This window comes from Chryseobacterium cucumeris, assembly GCF_016775705.1.
In the GTDB taxonomy this organism is placed as follows: domain Bacteria; phylum Bacteroidota; class Bacteroidia; order Flavobacteriales; family Weeksellaceae; genus Chryseobacterium; species Chryseobacterium cupriresistens.
Window position 1 is genome coordinate 2,724,631 of record NZ_CP068760.1, and the last position, 17,119, is coordinate 2,741,749.

Sequence of the window (17,119 nt, forward strand, 5' to 3'; positions counted from 1 at the left end):
CCTGCAACTTTACAATCCTGTTAGTTTCATTAAAGTTAATTATGATGTCAACAACTTACTGCCTTAGGAAGCATTGATTTTGTGTTTGAGATTTGTTATAAATTAGAAAATGTTTATTAAAATTAAATTTCTGTATATGTGTTATTTATTTAGCGATAGCTTCTTCTTTATATGTATATACGTTATATGGATAGAGATTTTTCGCCAATACTTTTGAAACTAAACTGCTAATTAGTAATGGTAGCAGCAAAACATGCCCACCAGGAACAAGACTTGCAATAATAAATACTGCTGTAACAGGTGCATGGATTGCAGCCGAAAGCATCGCCGCCGCACCAAAAAGAGCAAAATTAATAGTAACAAGTTGTGTTCCGAGATAATGGTTGCAAAGCTGAGCAAAAAAAACTCCCAATAATGCACCTGTTACGATACTAGGTGCGAAGACACCACCGTCACCACCAGCTCCTAATGTAAGTGAGGCTGCAAGGGGTTTTAACAGAACGAGCAGAATCAGCGGAAAGAAGTACAATAGATCAATAGAGTTATCTAAACTATTTCTTAAAATTTCTTCAAGACCGTGATAACTGTCACCATATAGTGCTGGCAAGAAAAATATAAAAGCTCCTACCGTTATTGCTCCAATATTAACTCGGATAAAGTTGTTTTTTATGCCTGCAAAATAGGATTTTGCATAGATAACAATTTTAGTAAAATAAAGTGCCAAAACTCCTCCTGTCAATCCTAAAATAATCACAAAAGGAATTGCCTGCCACCGCCATTCTTTTACTGGAAAAGTAAAGAGGGGAGTGGAATCAAAATAATAAACAATAATTGATGCAATCAACATCGAAGTTAATGAACTAAGTAGTAAAGTCCTGCTGTATCTTCGTGCAATAACCTCAAATGCAAAAAACAAACCACCCAGCGAACTTCCAAATAACAGTGTTACGCCAGCAATGACCCCTGCACATATCAATTCGGTTTTGTAAGCTCCTGCAGGTTGTAATCTCTTATAAGCTTGGTTGCCTACTGTAGCCGTTGCAACAACGGTTGAGACTTCAACTCCCGTTGATCCTCCAAAAGCAACAGTTAGCAAGCCATTAATGTAGTGTGAAGGAATTTTAAAAAAGGGCAGGTGATCTTTCCTTGTTTCCAATGTCGTATAGATTTCCTTTATCCCCTTATTCTTTCTGTTCTGAAAAGCATATTTTCTCAGAAAATATATCAACGTAATGCCAATACTAGGTGCGATAATAAAAAGTCTCGGATCAAAGCCAGAAATTTTTTCAGATAATTTTTCCTGTATGTAAGATGTACAATGCTTCAAGCTATAAGCCAGTACACAACAAATTATACTGACCAAGACTGAACAAGCAATTAATTTTAGATAACTATATCGAAGTACTTTTTTTCTATATATCGAAGTGCTTTCCATAATAATAGACATTAAATAAACGCAAAGGTACGTGATATTTGCTTTATAATTTTGTGCTGTCAGCGAGTGCATATTTACACATTTTAATTAAAGAGTATCACCGAGCGTTTAGTATGGAATAGCGAAGATTCTTTGTATCAATTATTCTTTACAAGCGGTCGCTTCAGTTCTCAACTTGAAGCTGCCATTATTTTTTTCTTTCTGAAAAAGTATAGTAGAGAAAGGCACTCATGATGAGCTACTTGAAAAAAAGGACTATTATGCTAGGCTTTGAGAATCGGATAAAAGTTAATCCCAATAGTAAAGAGATTAATATATCGGTTCATTAATTAAAAAGGCTGTCCTATGGACAGCCTAGTAACAAAAAGAATGTGAGTAAATTGCTTGGGTTCTACCTTTTCACCCTTATTCCAAGACCAAACTTTGGGTTGCTCGTCTTTTGACCTTTTGCATCATGATAATAAATTTGATAGGTTTCAAAAACAGCTTTCTCCTTTGGAATTTTTGCGTATGCATTATCTCCGGAGTTGTTCACCAGCTTCAGGAAATCATATGCCTTGATTGATTGGGCAGCATCAAATGTCTGCTTATCAACGGAAGGCTTCTGAAGAATATAGTGGACAACAGTGTTGCCTTTTAAAAATAATAACATCGCTGTATTATCACTTTCCCAACTGTAGTCGTAGTTTTGTGGAATTTTAATGCTAAGCGCTTTCTCAGTCATTTCTTTAGGGTTTATTGCCATTTGGACGACTAATGTATCCCAGTCGAAACAATTTACTTCATCTCGAACATTTATTATCTCACCTACTTTGTTATTTGTATTAATTTTAGGAGAAAGTTTTTGTTCAAGCTTTGTTAAGCACTCCGTGTTGGTCTGTGCATGGCATGAAAATGTAAGAGATGCTAATAGTATTAGAATCAAAAAATTTAGCCTTTTTATTCTCATTTTATGGGTGGGTTTGTATTTGTCCGCTTGCTACTGCTGCATTAAAGTCATTGATGAACTGTTGCATGTTGTTGTCAGGATTTCCGTGCTGGGAAAACCAATTGAACCCCCAGTCATTATTATGCAGATCCATTGTATTATCGTTTCCTGGATTTACGGTTTCATGTAGGGTGTGAAATTCTTTAGCTTTATCCAACCCGATATCTGCGGCATCCATTGCTGACCACATCGCATGTCTTAATGCATCATAGACGTTGTCAACCTGTCCTTTTCCATATTGAGCTGCTAAGGCTGCATTATGTCGCATCTTGTCACGGTCTGCCGCTGATGTGTTTAAAAGTAGCCATAGGATTTCTCTGGCTGTAGGGGTTTCTAGAATTCCATCTGCCTCACTTGGGTTACTACCATCTGGATCACCGCCTCCATCGGGAGGAAACGGATCATCACCATCACCCCCATAAGGAGGATCATCATCATCCCAGGTTGGAGGGTTACCATCATCGTTCCCACCGGGATCATTTCCCCCGCCATCATCTCCTCCGGGAACAGTAATAATGACTTCCGGAATTTCATGTTCGCTCTGTCCGCCTTCAAGACCTCCCTTGAAGGCATACAATTCATTTTCTGTCAACAGTTCCAATGTACTGTTGAGCTCGAGTACTTTCGAGTTTCTCATGTATTTAAATTTTAAAAAGGTTATTAGTTTTGTTTAATAAGGTTTAATAAGCCGGCCCTTGCCGTCAGTCTGAATAGGGGCAATAATACTATCAATGCAGTTTTCTTTTTTGCGGTGAGACCATGAGAAAACTTTAATGTATTTGTCCCAGTTTTTATACATTTTTTGTAGAATTGATCCATGATTATGGGGAACAAGGATAGGAGCCTTATAAAGTTCATAAGCCTTTGCCGGAAAGTAATCGGTAGTGGGTACCTCATATCCGTCTGAAGTCATATATAAATTTTCTTGTTTGTGAAAAAGCAGCCAGATGTCCACAAATGGAAATGTGTAATCATAACCTTCCTTGTATTCGCCATCTTTATAGAAAAATTTGTAATATTCAGATCCTGTTTTATGCCAGTTACGCTTTGTAAATTTGATCATATTGTCATTTTCCACTGCACGCAGTAGAAGCTCAATTTCATTCTCATCCATGCATAAGTCTATATCATCATCCCATGGCATAATATCATCATGTCTTATGATCCCCAGTAGCGTTCCTGCATGAGCAAAAAGACTCAAATCGAGTTCCTTTGCTTTTTCACCCAGGTATTTGAGTATTTCTACTGCCTGTTCTTTATGTCTTTCTTCCCATAGATTAATCTGCCGTATTTTCTCAATAAAAAATGATCCTCTGCTTTTGTAGATAGGGCAGTTCACCTCATCATATTCGAACCAGCCGGTGTCAATCACAAGTGTTTTTAAAGAGTTGTTAAAGGAACACTCCAGTATTTCTTCATCGATTGGCTGTTTAATACTTTTTAAGCAGTCCATCGATGTAATTTTTTCTCTATTGATGACGTAGATATAACTGCCCCAATAATAGCCCAGTCTGCTGGGGAATATCTCGTTTCTTGGGATGGTATCCTCTTGCAATTTATTGTATGGAATGATCAGATCCCATTCATTTTCAAGTGAATCCATGTCGGTACAGAGTTCTTCGTAGGTATGCTTTAGTTTAACATCATTCTCAAGAATAATACAGGGTGCTGTTATGTCATTTTTTAAAATATACTCCCAAATAAAAATGTGGGCGGCGTAATTCTTAATATCTGTCGGAGACATTTCAAACCCATATTTATCTTTGTGGAAATTTTGATCATAAGGTGATTCCGTTATATTGGAATTGATTTCAACTGTCTCATTGCCGGTGGTAAAGTAAACGGCTCCTTCTTTAATTTGAAATATCATGTATTAGTTTTGTTTTTTGTAAGGCTTTTGCAGTAAGGTAATCAATGGGAAGTGTTATTTTTATATTTTCCTCATTGCCTTCAATAAGTTTTATAGTCTGTCCGTTAAACTCAACCACTGTGGCATCATCAAAAAAAGTTGACTGATAGGGAGTTTGATAAGCCCTTTTTATAATTTCAGACTTGAAGACCTGGGGTGTTTGAACAACTTTGAAATCGCTGCGGTTCATGCTCCGGTTATTTTTACCATCTGTTATTCTTATAGTAGGAATCATAGCCACAACGGGAACAACAGCATCATGTTCAATTACTTCTGAGAAAGCACGCTCAATTACCGTTTCACTTACGAATGGCCTGACACCATCGTGAATTCCGATATAACATTCATGATCGGTAATGGTGTCAATTGCATTCTTTACGGAATGAAACCTTTCCCTGCCTCCGATGACAATCTTAATGGGCTTGAGATAATAGTATTGCTGGCATAAAGTGTCCCACATTTCCAAATGAGAGTTATTAAGAACCAGGATTATGTCAAAAATAAGAGTGGGGTGGTTTAAGAAGGTATCGATGGTATGGATTAGAATTGGTTTACCATCAAGGAGAAGGAACTGTTTTGCGTTTTCAGCGCCCATTCTGTTACCCTCACCAGCTGCCACAATTATAATGTATTTCTTCGTTCTCATCAATCGTTTCATTTAACTGAGGTCAAAACTAGAACATAAAAATTGCACGGGTGTGAATGGATTGTGAACATTCTATTAATTGTTGAGTTACGGTTTTTTTTATATTCTTAGAGGTTATTATTTTGCAAAAAAAACTAATGATCAAAAGCTTTCCGCACGAAAGGCAGTATGATAAAATGGATTGTGGTCCAACATGTCTGAGGATAGTAGCCCAACATTACGGAAGATATTATTCGTTACAATTTCTGAGGGATTTATGCAGCATTACAAAGGAGGGAGTTTCTCTGGCTGACCTTATATATGCCTGCGAAAAAATCGGAATCAAGTCTCACGCAGTACGTTGTACTTTTCAGGAATTAAAATCACAGGTTCATCTGCCCGCGATTCTTCACTGGGGTGAAAGTCATTTTGTTGTTATCTATCGAATTAAGGGTGATAAGATTTATATATCGGATCCGGCAAGGGGGAAGGTTACGTACAGGTTGGATGAATTTCAAAGGAAATGGAAAAAAGACAATGAAAAGGGGATTGCCCTTTTGATTGAACCTGCCCATAATTTTAAAACTGTCCATATTGCAGAAGTTATTGAGCAGAAGAATACATTGTTCGATTTCCTCAGGTATTTTTCAAACTACAAAAAAATACTGTTTTTATTACTTGTAGTAATGACTATAATTACGGGATTGAATTTATTTCTTCCGTTTATCTCCAGATCTGTAATCGATATCGGAGTGAACAAAAGGGATTTACAGTTTATTAAGATGATCCTTATTGCTAATCTGGCGCTTATTATCTGTTCTTTTTTTTCAACGATTATACGGGACTGGATCATCCTGCAGGTTTCAAACAGAGTAAGTGTTAATATTATATCAGATTATCTATCGAAGCTTTTAAAACTGCCTTTCAGTTTTTTTGAGAATAAACATCCGGGAGACATCCTACAGCGGGCCCATGACCATGAAAGAATAAGAAGTTTTATTATGGGAAATTCTTTGAATATTATTTTTTCCCTTTTATCATTTTCTGCTTTCATTTTTGTTCTTGTCGTTTACAGCATTCCCGTTTTCCTCATTTTCATAGCAGGTACTGCAATTTATCTTACCTATATATTTCTTTTTTTTAAAGCCAGAAAACAGGTTGATATGAATTATTTTGCTTTAATGGGTAAGGACCAGGGATTCTGGATTGAAACGATTAATAATATTCAGGAAATCAAGATCAATAACTATGAGGTTTCCAGAAAACTGAAATGGGACGAAATACAGGCCAAAATCTTTAAGCAAAATCTACAGATGCAATCCATTACGAACAGGCAGAACGTGGGAGCGCAGGTTATTGATAATCTTAAAAATGTATCAATTACTTTTTATTGTGCAGTACTTGTGATTAATGCTAAAATGACCCTTGGAGAGCTTTTGTCCATTCAAATGATACTGGGAATGTTGAATGGTCCGATTCAGCAACTGGTTCAGTTTTTTCTGGGTTTCCAGATGGCGAAATTAAGCTTTAGTCGAATTCGCGAGATCAAGAGTTTGCCCGAAGAAGATAATTATGAAAATAACAGCTTTACGCTGCCTTCCTCGGGAACCTTAAAGTTTTCAAATGTTTACTTTCAGTATTCTGCTCGCCAGCCCTACGTATTACAGAATCTAAATTTTGTCATCCCCGAAGGAAAGACTACTGCTTTTGTGGGAGACAGCGGTAGTGGCAAATCTACAATACTAAAACTTTTACTGCGATTATATGAGCCTTCGGCCGGTGATATTACAGTGGGCGAGATGAATTATAAGAACATAAGTATTTCTAACTGGAGAGATCAGTGTGGGAGTGTTTTCCAGAACGGTAAGATATTTAACGATACGGTATTAAATAATATTGTCCTCAACACAAATAATATTGATTATAAACTGCTAAAAGATGTCGTTGCTATTGCAAACATGACACAAGAGATTGAGAATATGCCTTTGGGGTACAAAACTAAAATCGGTGAAAACGGAAGGGGGATAAGTGGTGGACAAAAGCAGAGAATACTTATCGCAAGAGCTTTATACCGAAATCCGAAATATATATTTCTGGACGAGGCGACCAATGCACTTGATTCAATTAATGAAAAAAATATTGTTCATTCCCTCTCCGGAGTATTCGTCAATAAAACGGTTGTAATAGTTGCCCATCGTTTAAGTACCATTATGGACGCAGATCAGATTATCGTAATGAAGGACGGTAGGATTATAGAAAGAGGAAATCACATGACCCTTATGAATCAAAAGGGACATTATTATAAGCTTTTTGAAAGTCAAATAAATGTTTTAAATGGAGCCGAGAAATTACATACAGAGACCACCACAGCCTAATTCGGAAGAAATTACTTTTCTAGTATCACGAATACCGAGTAATATCAGTATACGGATTCTTGTTCTGATCAGTTTACTTTTATTAGTACTTATCATCGCCTTATTTGCGATAAAATATCCAGATTCTTATAAAGGATCTGTCACGATCGTTGCAGATAATCCATCCATATCTCTTGTAGCCAATCATCAGGGACCGGTCGTTATTTTGAAAAAAGATCACGATGCTGTTAATAAAGGAGATATTGTAGCTTATATTGAAAATGAAGCATCTTTTCAGGAAATGTTAGCGCTGGAAAAAACAATGCTAAATTTTAATGCGGATACAGATTTTGCTTCATTTTACCATTCCCTTCCTAAAATTGTTCATGTTGGAGAGATCAATAACAACTATTTTACTTTCCTTAATGCCTTACAGCAATATGTCCTTTTTTCCAAGAACGATCTTTATGACAAACAGCAAAAACTGTTAGACAATCTTGCAAGTAAACAGGAGAAGCAGCTGCACTTACAGAAAGACAGGGTTAAACTGATCAATAGGAATGACAAATTGGGGTACAATAAGCTTACAAGAGATTCTCTGCTTAGGGATGCCCAGATCATTAGCCAGCAGCAATTCGAAGATACAGAGCAAAACTATCTCAGCGCGCTACAATATAATAATACCACTAAACAGGAGATTCATAAACTGGATCAGGAAATTCTGAGTACAAAAAATAAAAGCACAGAAGCACGGATCCTGAAAACGGAAAAAGAGGAAAAACTTATCTCCGACTTGTATAATAGCTATAATGACCTTATCAATAAAATCAGGGCTTGGAAAAGAGCTTTTTTGATTATTGCTCCTATTGGTGGAAAGGTGCAATTTTTAAGCTTCCTGAAAAATAATCAATATATAAATCATCAGGATCCCATCTTTGCTATTGTTCCCGCATCCAATAAAGTCAATGGCCAGATGCTTATCTCAGATTTTGGATTGGGTAAAATTAAACAAAGCCAGGATGTACTGATAAGACTCAATAATTTTCCCCATGAAGAATACGGAGTCATAAAAGCAAAGGTGATAAAAGTTTCGTTTTTGGGAAACACTGTTAAAACGGTAAACGGTGATGAAAAGAAGTATATGGTAGACTTGGCGATCACAGCTGCAGGCGGTACGATTCTTTCGGATGGAGTAGTCGGAGAAGGAGAGATTTTGACTGACAACAAAAGACTTTATGAAAGGGTTCTCGAAAAAGTTATTCTGAACTTCTAAAAATAATGGTAAATGATTAAAATGAATATGCTATCGATGTTTATCTTATAAAGGTCTTAGGATCCCTTTGCACGTTCCAATGAGATTCCCATAGCAAAGTAATTTTTGTGAACTGCCAGAACGATCGTACGTGGAGGGCGCTTTCTGCATATTTTGTTTTTGTTATTTATTTAGAATTAATAAAAATAACATATCTTTGCAATCCACTTTTCTGAAGAGCCCAAGAGAAAAAAGCCGAACTATCCGCCTAGTTTATGTTCGAATTACGGTAGATGGAATTTCAAAAGAATGTTCCACCAAAAGACAGTGGGATGTTACAAGATGGAACCAATAGGAAGAAAATGCTATTGGTACTAAAGGAGATGCTAAAGAACTGGCCTTTTAAATAATGATAAGCTTATTACTGCTGTTGATCTTATAGATTTCGTGAATGGTAAATACAAACGACATAACTCCGGATTAGAGGAATTTCAGGAACATAATGAGGAAATAGTTGCTCTTGTAAAAACTGGAGAGTATTCAGATGGAACACGCGAAAGATATGTGACCGCTCATTCTCATGTAAAAAACCTCTGATCCGAATTTTGCAATTTTCCATATCAGAGGTTTTATGATTAAACCATATAAGAAGCTAAAAATTTTCTATTCTTTCAATAGTTTAAAGGTATCTGTAATTCCCTCAATAAATGCTTCGGGATTTTCCCATGGCCCGAAATGCCCACCTCTTTTAAATGCTTTTGCATAGATGGTATTAAACTGGCGAGCCATTGGACCGTTTTTAAAAATATCAACTCTATTTTCTTCTGTAGCAAGGGGAGGATATGCGTCACCTGCAAGGAAGGTAAATCCGGCAGGGGCTTCTACAATTGGGGTTCTGTTATGTGATGGTTTCCATGGATATCTATTGGCATTTGAATACACTCTGATCGAACTGCCAATGGCCTGGTTGACCCAATAGATCATGGCAAATGTGATAATATCGTCTTTTGAGAAAGTATCTTCAAATTTTCCATGTATATCGCTCCATTTTTTCCATCGTTGTAATATCCATGCTAACATCCCTACGGGAGAATCATTTAATCCATGGGTGAGTGTCTGTGGATCAAGCATGTGTACGGCTACATGTGAAGCATAGGTTCGCTGAAATCTTATGATGCCATCGCGGAGTTCAGGAGATGCATCAGCTGGTACCATATGTCCTTCGGTAAGGTCCCAAGGACGTTCACTTTGGAAAATCGTCAACGGCATTTCCTGTCCTAAATGAATTCCAATCAGTTCATCTGCAAATTTGTGTCCAAGCTGGGCAGTAACAAGCATGCCATAATCGCTTTTCCTTATGAATCTATAGAGTTATTCCAAATAGCAATGAATAGTAAAAAAAGTAATGAGAAAAATCTGTCTTATCGAATTGAAGAAAAATGTATCAAATTTATTGTCAACGCATACAATAAGCTTAGTCAGAATACAGAAGATAACAGACATATAAAGATTTCAATTTTAAAGTTATTTGACAAACTATTATGCGATTATCGATTTACAAAGAGCACAGATATAATTCTTGAGGAATTGTTGTAAATTATTATAGATTAATTAAATTTCTTATTTTTTACAGTGAAATTAAAATTGAATAAAATTTATAGAGATCATAACTTATTTATATACTAAATCAGTTTGGTAAATTGGCTCTCTCTTAACCATTCTTTTTATAATGTTGTTAAAGATTGTCTACTTAGATTTAGAGAGGTTAATTCTGAGACAAAATTCACTCAAATACCTGTTGATATTAAACTCTGAAACCCAAGAATATGTTGTTCTCAACCAAGATTCCAGCTGGTGAATCATTTTGTGAAGTACCAGAAAATTTTGCCCAATATTACTTTTGGTTTGGTTGATGTTAAATTCTTTATTGGTCGATACCCTTTCCGTCCATCAGTGACTATTTGAGCTGATTTGTCAATATGTTTATCAAAAATCGTTTGTAGTGATATGGAAGAAAAATCATTAATTTTCAAAGCATAAAAACGTTTTACATTTCCTTCATCTGTAAGTTCCACGGCACATACTAGTAGTGTGACTGCGATTCCCAGTTCCCTTGCAAGTTCTGACACATTAGTTCGTTCTTTGCTTAGCTGAACAGCTTTGGCTTTAAAAGCAGAATCGTAGATTTTTCTATCTCGTTTCATAGGCTAAAATTAAAGTTTTATGCTTAACTTTAACTGGAAGCTAAATTAGTACATCTACAGATTATGAAGTTGTTTCCTGTAATTTCATCTGTCTTTACTAAAGTAAAGAACCATTTTCTTATGCTAGATCTCGGTTCTTTAATTGATTCCAGATTTTATAATTAGTAAATTACTGTTTGTGATTGCAGGACTAATAAAATCCAGATTTTTTTGTTGCAGTCTGCTTTCACATCCCTTACTAAACACCGAATAAGATAAAATTAGTAGTATCGAAGTAATAACTATTTTCACTAGTGCTAAAATCTGTTTTTAAATGATAACCATCATTTATAAAACTTATTATACTTGATGATAAGTAAAGTTAGTCAACTTTCCTCAAAAAAATCCCGGCATTTGCTGAGATTTTCCTGAATTATAGAACCTATAATTTATTAATTTAAATATCATTTTGATAGGAGATTAAGGATAATTAAATCTTAAAAAAAATCGATTATTTAATCTCCGTGACATCGTTTAATTTTGATAAAATATCATTATCAATTTGATCTAATGATAACAACTCGCAAAACGTAATTCCCGATAAAGTAATACCTGCCGCTCCCAAAGGAATTGGTGATGACAAATCACTCGCATTCATTCTATTGTCAATGCTTATTAATCCTTTTTGCTGTAGTTCCCGCGTTTCTGAGATAATATCTATCTCTTTAATTTCCCACTTCCCATCAAACTTTAGTTTGGGTACTTTAAGCGCTTTGGTATCTTCTAGTCTTTCATAAAATAATTGCAAAATACAAAACTGTCTAAAGGATAAAGTATCGGCATTTTTAATAATTTGGTTGGCGTGTTCACGACTGATTTCAGGGCGAAAACAAAGATTTGCATATAGATTGCCCAGAAATTTTAATTTTAATTCTTCCGATTCCCGCTAGGCACATAAAATTATGGCTTCCAATAACTCCTCTGAAGCGGGACGGTTATTGGCAATAGGCTCAAAAAAATCATCATCCCTTAGTGTATATTCTTCAAGTTCATTTTGACGTATCCTATCAAGTGCATAGGTGTATGCGGCCCCTGTTCTCAAAACTTCCCTTGAACTTAAATATCTGTTTTGTATTTCTGTACCAATATCAGTAAATATCTTTGTCAATATGGGAGCTGCTGCGCCTCCTAAAATAATTCCTGTAGTTCCCGGAATTATTGTACTAAGCAATGCGCTTCCTATGCTTCCCGAAATTTCGGAACCTGTTTCAATTATTGATTTGATGACATTTTTCTTTTTCATTTCAAAGCTTTTATTTTAAGTGTTGTAACAAATGAAGATGATTGCTTTTAATTCTAAATTTTTGGAAACTCATCATAAAATGACTGACCTATCCCATTAATAAAAATTGAAATTTTCCCATCATCACTATCAACGGTATGATTTAATCCGCTTCTTATTTTGTAATTGGAAAATTGGCTGTTAAAAATGTAGCCCACTTCATGCATTATCCGATGTAAATCACTTGCTTGATCGCCCAGCGATGAATAATCATAATACAAGACAATTATTATTTTTGAATCTTTATCGATGAACTGAAGATTGTTGTTGACATGTGGATCGCTAAAACTGTAACCAATGATCAATACTTTTTTTGATTTGATACAATCTGATGTAAAAGAATGGAAAATTTCAAGAAAAGGACTAGAATTGATTCTGGTCAATTTATTATAGCCGGAAATGATCGGAGAGTGGAGGAGTGCCTCCCGTGAAATGGTATACGGATCAAAACTTTGAATATGTTTTCGCTCTTGAGGCTCTTTATTTTTTTGAGCTGTCCGCCATACTTCCCATAAAATACAACCATGTAGATTATAATAACAATCAATTGACCTGTTGTTAATTACTTCATTAGAATCAAACACATCTGTTATAAATCCATCAAAGTAATCTCTAAACTTATTGAACCAATTATCGTAATTCAGTGTGTAAATTCTTCTTGTATAAGAATTTTTGTCAAAGGCTACATCCAGAAAATTACTGAAGCTAACCATTCCTTTATTATCGGACTGCTCATTGAACGGATTTATCTGCCTTGAAATTTCATCTATAAGGTGATTGTAAAATTTTTCAAGAAACATAAAAATCAAATGTTTTCCTTTAGGGCTGCGAACTCTGTCTATTTGGGTGATTAGTCTTTTATTTAAATAGAAAATAGTGTTTTTTACACTATTCTGGTATTTTTTAAATCGATTTGATCTTTCATAGTCTTCAACGTAAGAATACAATTCTTCAATCATTTGAAGAATTGTTTCAAAATTGATTTGGTGCAGATTATCTTCGATTTTTGTGTCGTCCAGTTTATTCCAGTAGCAGAATTCGTTATAGATAAATTTGACCAATTCTTTGTCATCAGTAAGATCAGGATGGCTATATGAAATAAAGTCTTTTGTTAAGGATAATGTTGTAATTCCAAAAAAATCAGGCCCTGCAGTTAAACCAGCACCTGTCAGGATAAGAACGTTCTCTTTCATAAGATTAGCTTATTGACTCAATCTAATATGTTATTTTTTCAATGTTGAAAATATTGACATTTCTTTGTTCTGTACCTAAATCTAAGGTTATACTATGTGGTTTGATATCTCCTAAATTAGTTGGATGGATCTCGATAAGATACCCTGAAATTGTTTCAATTTCACCTTTGTAATTTTTATATTCGATAGTAATTTTACTTTTCAATAATCCTTCAAAATCTTGAAGTGAATAATTAAGTGGGTGCATAGCTCTAGTTTTGTTTTTAAATTATTGTGCAATTTTATGTTTCTATTATCTTATTCTAAGAGTTTTAATTCAGGATTGTGCTGTAAAGCTGTACGGGTTTCCTGGAAGGCTGATACGAGATTACTAGGATTGGTATGGTAGGGATAAGTAATTTTTATGGAAGAAGGATCAACAAATATTTCGTATTCTAAACCTTTGATTTTTATTTGACACGAGCTTAGATCTGCATCGTCATAATATACTTTAATTGCAGAATCATTTAGATCTTCAATTCTATCAATTAAATCATTTATATTGATCTCTTTCTCAGTTTCAAAGGATAGTTTATCAAAGTGCCTACTGAAAATTTTACTTAGGGCTGTACTTGATGCAAGATTCGGGTCGGTTAAATTCTCAAGTCTTCTGATTAGAATATATTCACTTGGTTCATCTTCTGACTGCTCAACAGTAATACTATAATCAAAATGCGGGGTTTCGATAGATCCGCCACCACTATCTGCAGTAGCTCTGATATCAGCTCTTTTGTATTCAATGTTATCTCGGATCTTTTTACTTAAATCACTTATGTCTTCTTTTATTAATTCCGCCGCAATTCCCCTAACAAAATTTCTTGTTGCATGTCCGATATATTTTGGAACTTTATGGCTTCCACTCTGAAATCCCGGTAATTTTTTTACCGCATCAATCTCCTCGCCCAATAAAGAAACTTTCAATAAAGCAATGTCGGTATTTTCTGCTTTTTTTGCCTGTGCATTAAAAATAGGATTAAGGTTTGCGATGATAAATCTGCTTGTTTCTGTTCCAAATTTTACAGGTGTCTGATCTAATTTTTTCACCGTGTTTAATTTCGCAAACTCTGATGTTGTTTTATTAAGATAATCTTGTAATTTGTCACTGAATAATAAGTGTTTTTCGTAAATACCTGTAGCTTCCCCTGTCAACGCTTTAATTAAAAAATGTGTCCAAATGCCATTCCTTAAACCGGCATTAGAGGAAGAAGTCTGGTGATTCTGACAGCTTGCAAATCCGACAATGTATTGTTCTTGTCTAAATTGATAAATAAGTTCATCTATTTCAAAACTATCAGCAGCCGAACGAATACCTCCTCCTTCGAAGCCACTGTGACAGCAGTCAAAAAATAATATTTTCTGAGTTGATTCAGATTTTTTCAAATACCCCAAAATAACTCCAACCGAGGCACAAGTATCTTTTTTAGCAGTTTTTCTTGCATCAACAGGGGCAAGAAGATTTTCATCATCTTCATAAAACCCATGTCCTGCAAAATAGATTATAATTCGATCGTCTTTCTGCGCTAGTTTACTTACCTTTTTTGTCTCTTGAAGAATATTGCTTAAAGTTGCTCTTTCATTAATGAGTTCTGTGAAGACGAATTTATCTTCTGAATTTAACTTTTGAAAAGCATCTATAAAATCTCTTGCATCTTTTTCAGCGAAATCAACTCTGTCAAAGTTTTTACTTTCATGATAATTTTCAACCGCTATAACAAGTATATAAGTTTGCCCTGCATTCATGTTAAATGTTTTATTTTCAATGGTATATTAAACCAAATATAAGAATTTAATCAGAATTCTTACCATTTTTAAAGCAACTAAATCGAATGGTTTAAGTTATTTGATCTTATCTTCTAAATCTCTAATGAGGTCCTTAACAAGATCATCATCAATATCATCCGTTCTGAATAGTCTTTCTCTACCCAGCTTTGCCGTTTTTTCATTCATTTTTGTTATGAAATCCTGTGAATAGATCTTAGGATAATCATCAATTGGAATAAGTGATACTTTTGTATTGGATGTTCGTATATATGACCCCAATTTTGGAGAAAGCAAATCGAACAATCTTGAATCTTTCGTAACAAATATTGGTCTGACATTTCTGCTCACCAATTCAGATAACAATTCGTTATTGGTACTCATTTTTGCATGATATATATCCCAAGCACTCTTCATTGATTCTTTTAAAATGATCTCTTTTTTTGAGCCTAATCTTAACATTTTCCAATACTCTGAATTTCCTCCGAAGATCTGCAGTGCAAGACGGTATTCATGACCAATCATATATCCTAAATCATTTTCCATCCAATGATAAAATTCTTCAACATTTTTTTGTGCACGATTTTGCCCCATACCTCTTTGTGCAATTTCACAGATTTTTAAAAGCCCTGCGTAATAAGGATTAACACGACTATCAATTATTGACTTTACAATATTTTTATCAATTTGGATGTCATTTACGAAAGGAAAATCCCTGTAGAAGTCAAATTCTAATTTTCGAAATTTTTTTATAGGGGTGTTGAAGGCAAAATTTAGTTTATTGTAATAATCATCAAACATGTCATATTTTATCTCAAGGTTTTCACGATTATATGACGATTCTAAAAGACCCCAGATCGCAAAATACTCTACATTATTTTTTTGGCAAAATTCAATTAAATTAAAAATTTTTGATTTTTCAGCTTTAGAGTTTTTACCCCAGCCAATTAAGCTGACAATATCAAGACATACTGAGGTGTCTAAAACGAATATATAATCCTCCCCGGTTTCGTCAAAATGCTTTTGAAGTTCCTCTTTACTTGGAAAATTTATTTTTCCAAGGTCAGATACCAAATTAAAATGTTCAGTATTGTTTTTTACTTTCATTGGTTATTTTCTTCTTATTGAATTAGAGATTGTCATGATCATTCAGGGAGTACCTAAAATGTAGTCTCTGAGTATTTTCATAGTTAAAGTATAGGAATGATGTCTAATTTAAATTCAGACAAATTCATAGTAGACTCGTAAAACTTGGCCTGAGAATATTTGCTGCGGGCTATGCTAAGTATTTCATCTTTTTCCTCTTCTGTTAATTTTAAGCCTAAAATGATTTCTTTAACAGCCTCATTGGGAAATTCGTGAACTGTATCTGCTTCAAAATGTTTTGTGATTCGGTATTCATCCTCATATTCCCATTCGCTTGATTTTGCAAATAAAATGGTCTTTGCACCAATCCCGCTCTCATCAAACAACGGAATGAAAGGCATTTCTTTTGTATAATTGATTCTTCCCAGTGATCCTCCAAGTAATTCGAACAGTATCTTTTTATCAAAACCAATACAATAGCCTTTATGAGAATTTGAATAATGCGACCACATTAATAAATTATTACGATTCGTAGTCAGGCTTAGAATTCCAAATCTTGCATCAACTTCGGCAAGGTATTCGTCATAATTATCTTTCCAATATTCGCCAGTCATAAATCTGTCGGTTTTTTGAATTTCGTAACAACGATTTATTATTTCGCTTTCTGACAGGTGGGGGTATAACTTTTTTTCTATTTCCCTGATCTTCAGGAAAACATTTGCAGGAGTTAACTCATCGTCGTTGTATCTGTATGGTATTGAAGAGTCGAAAGGATCGTTGAACCTTTGCCTGGATGCTAAGAATAATTCATTTTCAGTAATCACTTTCTTATGATACTCGTCCCTCCAATCTCTGTACTTGTACAGAATGTCAGGAATGCCTTCTAAGTATTCCATTTTTTTATTAGTTTTTTATGGTTAATGATTAAACGTGTTTTTAGCTGATTTAATTGAAA

15 protein-coding genes and 1 pseudogene are annotated in these 17,119 nt (G+C 34.7%); 2 read left to right on the forward strand and 14 right to left on the reverse strand.

From position 1 onward, the window contains the following. Positions 1–145 precede the first annotated feature (145 nt). From JNG87_RS12215 to JNG87_RS12235, 5 genes are all read right to left on the reverse strand, one after another. Complete coding sequence (locus JNG87_RS12215) at positions 146–1,507, reverse strand: chloride channel protein (protein ID WP_238349581.1); 1,362 nt, start codon at positions 1,505–1,507, stop codon at positions 146–148. 319 nt (positions 1,508–1,826) lie between these two features. After that, on the reverse strand, positions 1,827–2,159 hold the full coding sequence (locus tag JNG87_RS12220) for a hypothetical protein (RefSeq protein WP_202838678.1): 333 nt from the start codon (positions 2,157–2,159) through the stop codon (positions 1,827–1,829). 226 nt (positions 2,160–2,385) lie between these two features. After that, complete coding sequence (locus JNG87_RS12225) at positions 2,386–3,060, reverse strand: DUF6973 domain-containing protein (protein WP_202838679.1); 675 nt, start codon at positions 3,058–3,060, stop codon at positions 2,386–2,388. A 33-nt stretch (positions 3,061–3,093) separates the two neighbouring features. Then, positions 3,094–4,293, reverse strand: a complete 1,200-nt coding sequence (locus tag JNG87_RS12230; protein ID WP_202838680.1) for a LicD family protein — start codon at positions 4,291–4,293, stop codon at positions 3,094–3,096. Then, positions 4,277–4,990, reverse strand: a complete 714-nt coding sequence (locus JNG87_RS12235) for a 2-C-methyl-D-erythritol 4-phosphate cytidylyltransferase (RefSeq protein ID WP_202838681.1) — start codon at positions 4,988–4,990, stop codon at positions 4,277–4,279. The genes JNG87_RS12230 and JNG87_RS12235 overlap by 17 nt, the downstream gene beginning before the upstream one ends. Before the next feature lie 125 nt (positions 4,991–5,115). On the opposite strand from JNG87_RS12235, the gene JNG87_RS12240 reads away from it, so the two are divergent. Further along, positions 5,116–7,332, forward strand: coding sequence for a peptidase domain-containing ABC transporter (locus JNG87_RS12240; RefSeq protein WP_202838682.1), 2,217 nt, complete (start codon positions 5,116–5,118; stop codon positions 7,330–7,332). Beyond that, positions 7,292–8,584 (forward strand): HlyD family efflux transporter periplasmic adaptor subunit, encoded by a 1,293-nt coding sequence (locus JNG87_RS12245; protein ID WP_202838683.1) that lies wholly within the window; start codon positions 7,292–7,294, stop codon positions 8,582–8,584. Before JNG87_RS12240 ends, JNG87_RS12245 begins: the two co-directional genes overlap by 41 nt. A 642-nt stretch (positions 8,585–9,226) precedes the next feature. On the opposite strand, the gene JNG87_RS12250 is transcribed toward JNG87_RS12245, so the two are convergent. From JNG87_RS12250 to JNG87_RS12290, 9 genes and pseudogenes are all read right to left on the reverse strand, one after another. Then, positions 9,227–9,901, reverse strand: a complete 675-nt coding sequence (locus tag JNG87_RS12250; protein ID WP_202838684.1) for a hypothetical protein — start codon at positions 9,899–9,901, stop codon at positions 9,227–9,229. Positions 9,902–10,234: 333 nt separating this feature from the next. Then, positions 10,235–10,650: pseudogene (locus JNG87_RS21690) on the reverse strand (transposase); the annotation flags it as partial. 607 nt (positions 10,651–11,257) lie between these two features. Then, positions 11,258–11,554 (reverse strand): hypothetical protein, encoded by a 297-nt coding sequence (locus JNG87_RS12260; protein ID WP_202838686.1) that lies wholly within the window; start codon positions 11,552–11,554, stop codon positions 11,258–11,260. Between the two features lie 138 nt (positions 11,555–11,692). Further along, positions 11,693–12,049, reverse strand: a complete 357-nt coding sequence (locus JNG87_RS12265) for a hypothetical protein (RefSeq protein ID WP_202838687.1) — start codon at positions 12,047–12,049, stop codon at positions 11,693–11,695. Between the two features lie 53 nt (positions 12,050–12,102). Continuing rightward, positions 12,103–13,281, reverse strand: coding sequence for an SIR2 family protein (locus JNG87_RS12270; RefSeq protein ID WP_202838688.1), 1,179 nt, complete (start codon positions 13,279–13,281; stop codon positions 12,103–12,105). Positions 13,282–13,303: 22 nt separating this feature from the next. Next, entirely contained in the window at positions 13,304–13,528 is a 225-nt protein-coding gene (locus JNG87_RS12275) for a hypothetical protein (protein WP_202838689.1), read from the reverse strand. A gap of 50 nt (positions 13,529–13,578) precedes the next feature. Next, positions 13,579–15,060: a caspase domain-containing protein gene (locus JNG87_RS12280; RefSeq protein ID WP_202838690.1), complete on the reverse strand. Its 1,482-nt coding sequence runs from the start codon at positions 15,058–15,060 to the stop codon at positions 13,579–13,581. 96 nt (positions 15,061–15,156) lie between these two features. Continuing rightward, a complete protein-coding gene (locus JNG87_RS12285; RefSeq protein ID WP_202838691.1) occupies positions 15,157–16,185 on the reverse strand; it encodes a hypothetical protein in 1,029 nt (342 codons plus the stop codon). A gap of 83 nt (positions 16,186–16,268) precedes the next feature. After that, positions 16,269–17,060: a DUF2971 domain-containing protein gene (locus tag JNG87_RS12290; protein WP_202838692.1), complete on the reverse strand. Its 792-nt coding sequence runs from the start codon at positions 17,058–17,060 to the stop codon at positions 16,269–16,271. Between the last annotated feature and the right edge of the window lie 59 nt (positions 17,061–17,119).

Coding starts and splice junctions, on each gene's coding strand:
- JNG87_RS12225 (WP_202838679.1), bottom strand. CDS start 3,060: ATGAGAAACTCGAAAGTACTCGAGCTCAACAGTACATTGGAACTGTTG.
- JNG87_RS12215 (WP_238349581.1), bottom strand. CDS start 1,507: ATGCACTCGCTGACAGCACAAAATTATAAAGCAAATATCACGTACCTT.
- JNG87_RS12240 (WP_202838682.1), top strand. CDS start 5,116: ATGATCAAAAGCTTTCCGCACGAAAGGCAGTATGATAAAATGGATTGT.
- JNG87_RS12230 (WP_202838680.1), bottom strand. CDS start 4,293: ATGATATTTCAAATTAAAGAAGGAGCCGTTTACTTTACCACCGGCAAT.
- JNG87_RS12265 (WP_202838687.1), bottom strand. CDS start 12,049: ATGAAAAAGAAAAATGTCATCAAATCAATAATTGAAACAGGTTCCGAA.
- JNG87_RS12235 (WP_202838681.1), bottom strand. CDS start 4,990: ATGAAACGATTGATGAGAACGAAGAAATACATTATAATTGTGGCAGCT.
- JNG87_RS12245 (WP_202838683.1), top strand. CDS start 7,292: ATGGAGCCGAGAAATTACATACAGAGACCACCACAGCCTAATTCGGAA.
- JNG87_RS12220 (WP_202838678.1), bottom strand. CDS start 2,159: ATGACTGAGAAAGCGCTTAGCATTAAAATTCCACAAAACTACGACTAC.
- JNG87_RS12280 (WP_202838690.1), bottom strand. CDS start 15,060: ATGAATGCAGGGCAAACTTATATACTTGTTATAGCGGTTGAAAATTAT.
- JNG87_RS12285 (WP_202838691.1), bottom strand. CDS start 16,185: ATGAAAGTAAAAAACAATACTGAACATTTTAATTTGGTATCTGACCTT.
- JNG87_RS12290 (WP_202838692.1), bottom strand. CDS start 17,060: ATGGAATACTTAGAAGGCATTCCTGACATTCTGTACAAGTACAGAGAT.
- JNG87_RS12275 (WP_202838689.1), bottom strand. CDS start 13,528: ATGCACCCACTTAATTATTCACTTCAAGATTTTGAAGGATTATTGAAA.
- JNG87_RS12270 (WP_202838688.1), bottom strand. CDS start 13,281: ATGAAAGAGAACGTTCTTATCCTGACAGGTGCTGGTTTAACTGCAGGG.
- JNG87_RS12250 (WP_202838684.1), bottom strand. CDS start 9,901: ATGCTTGTTACTGCCCAGCTTGGACACAAATTTGCAGATGAACTGATT.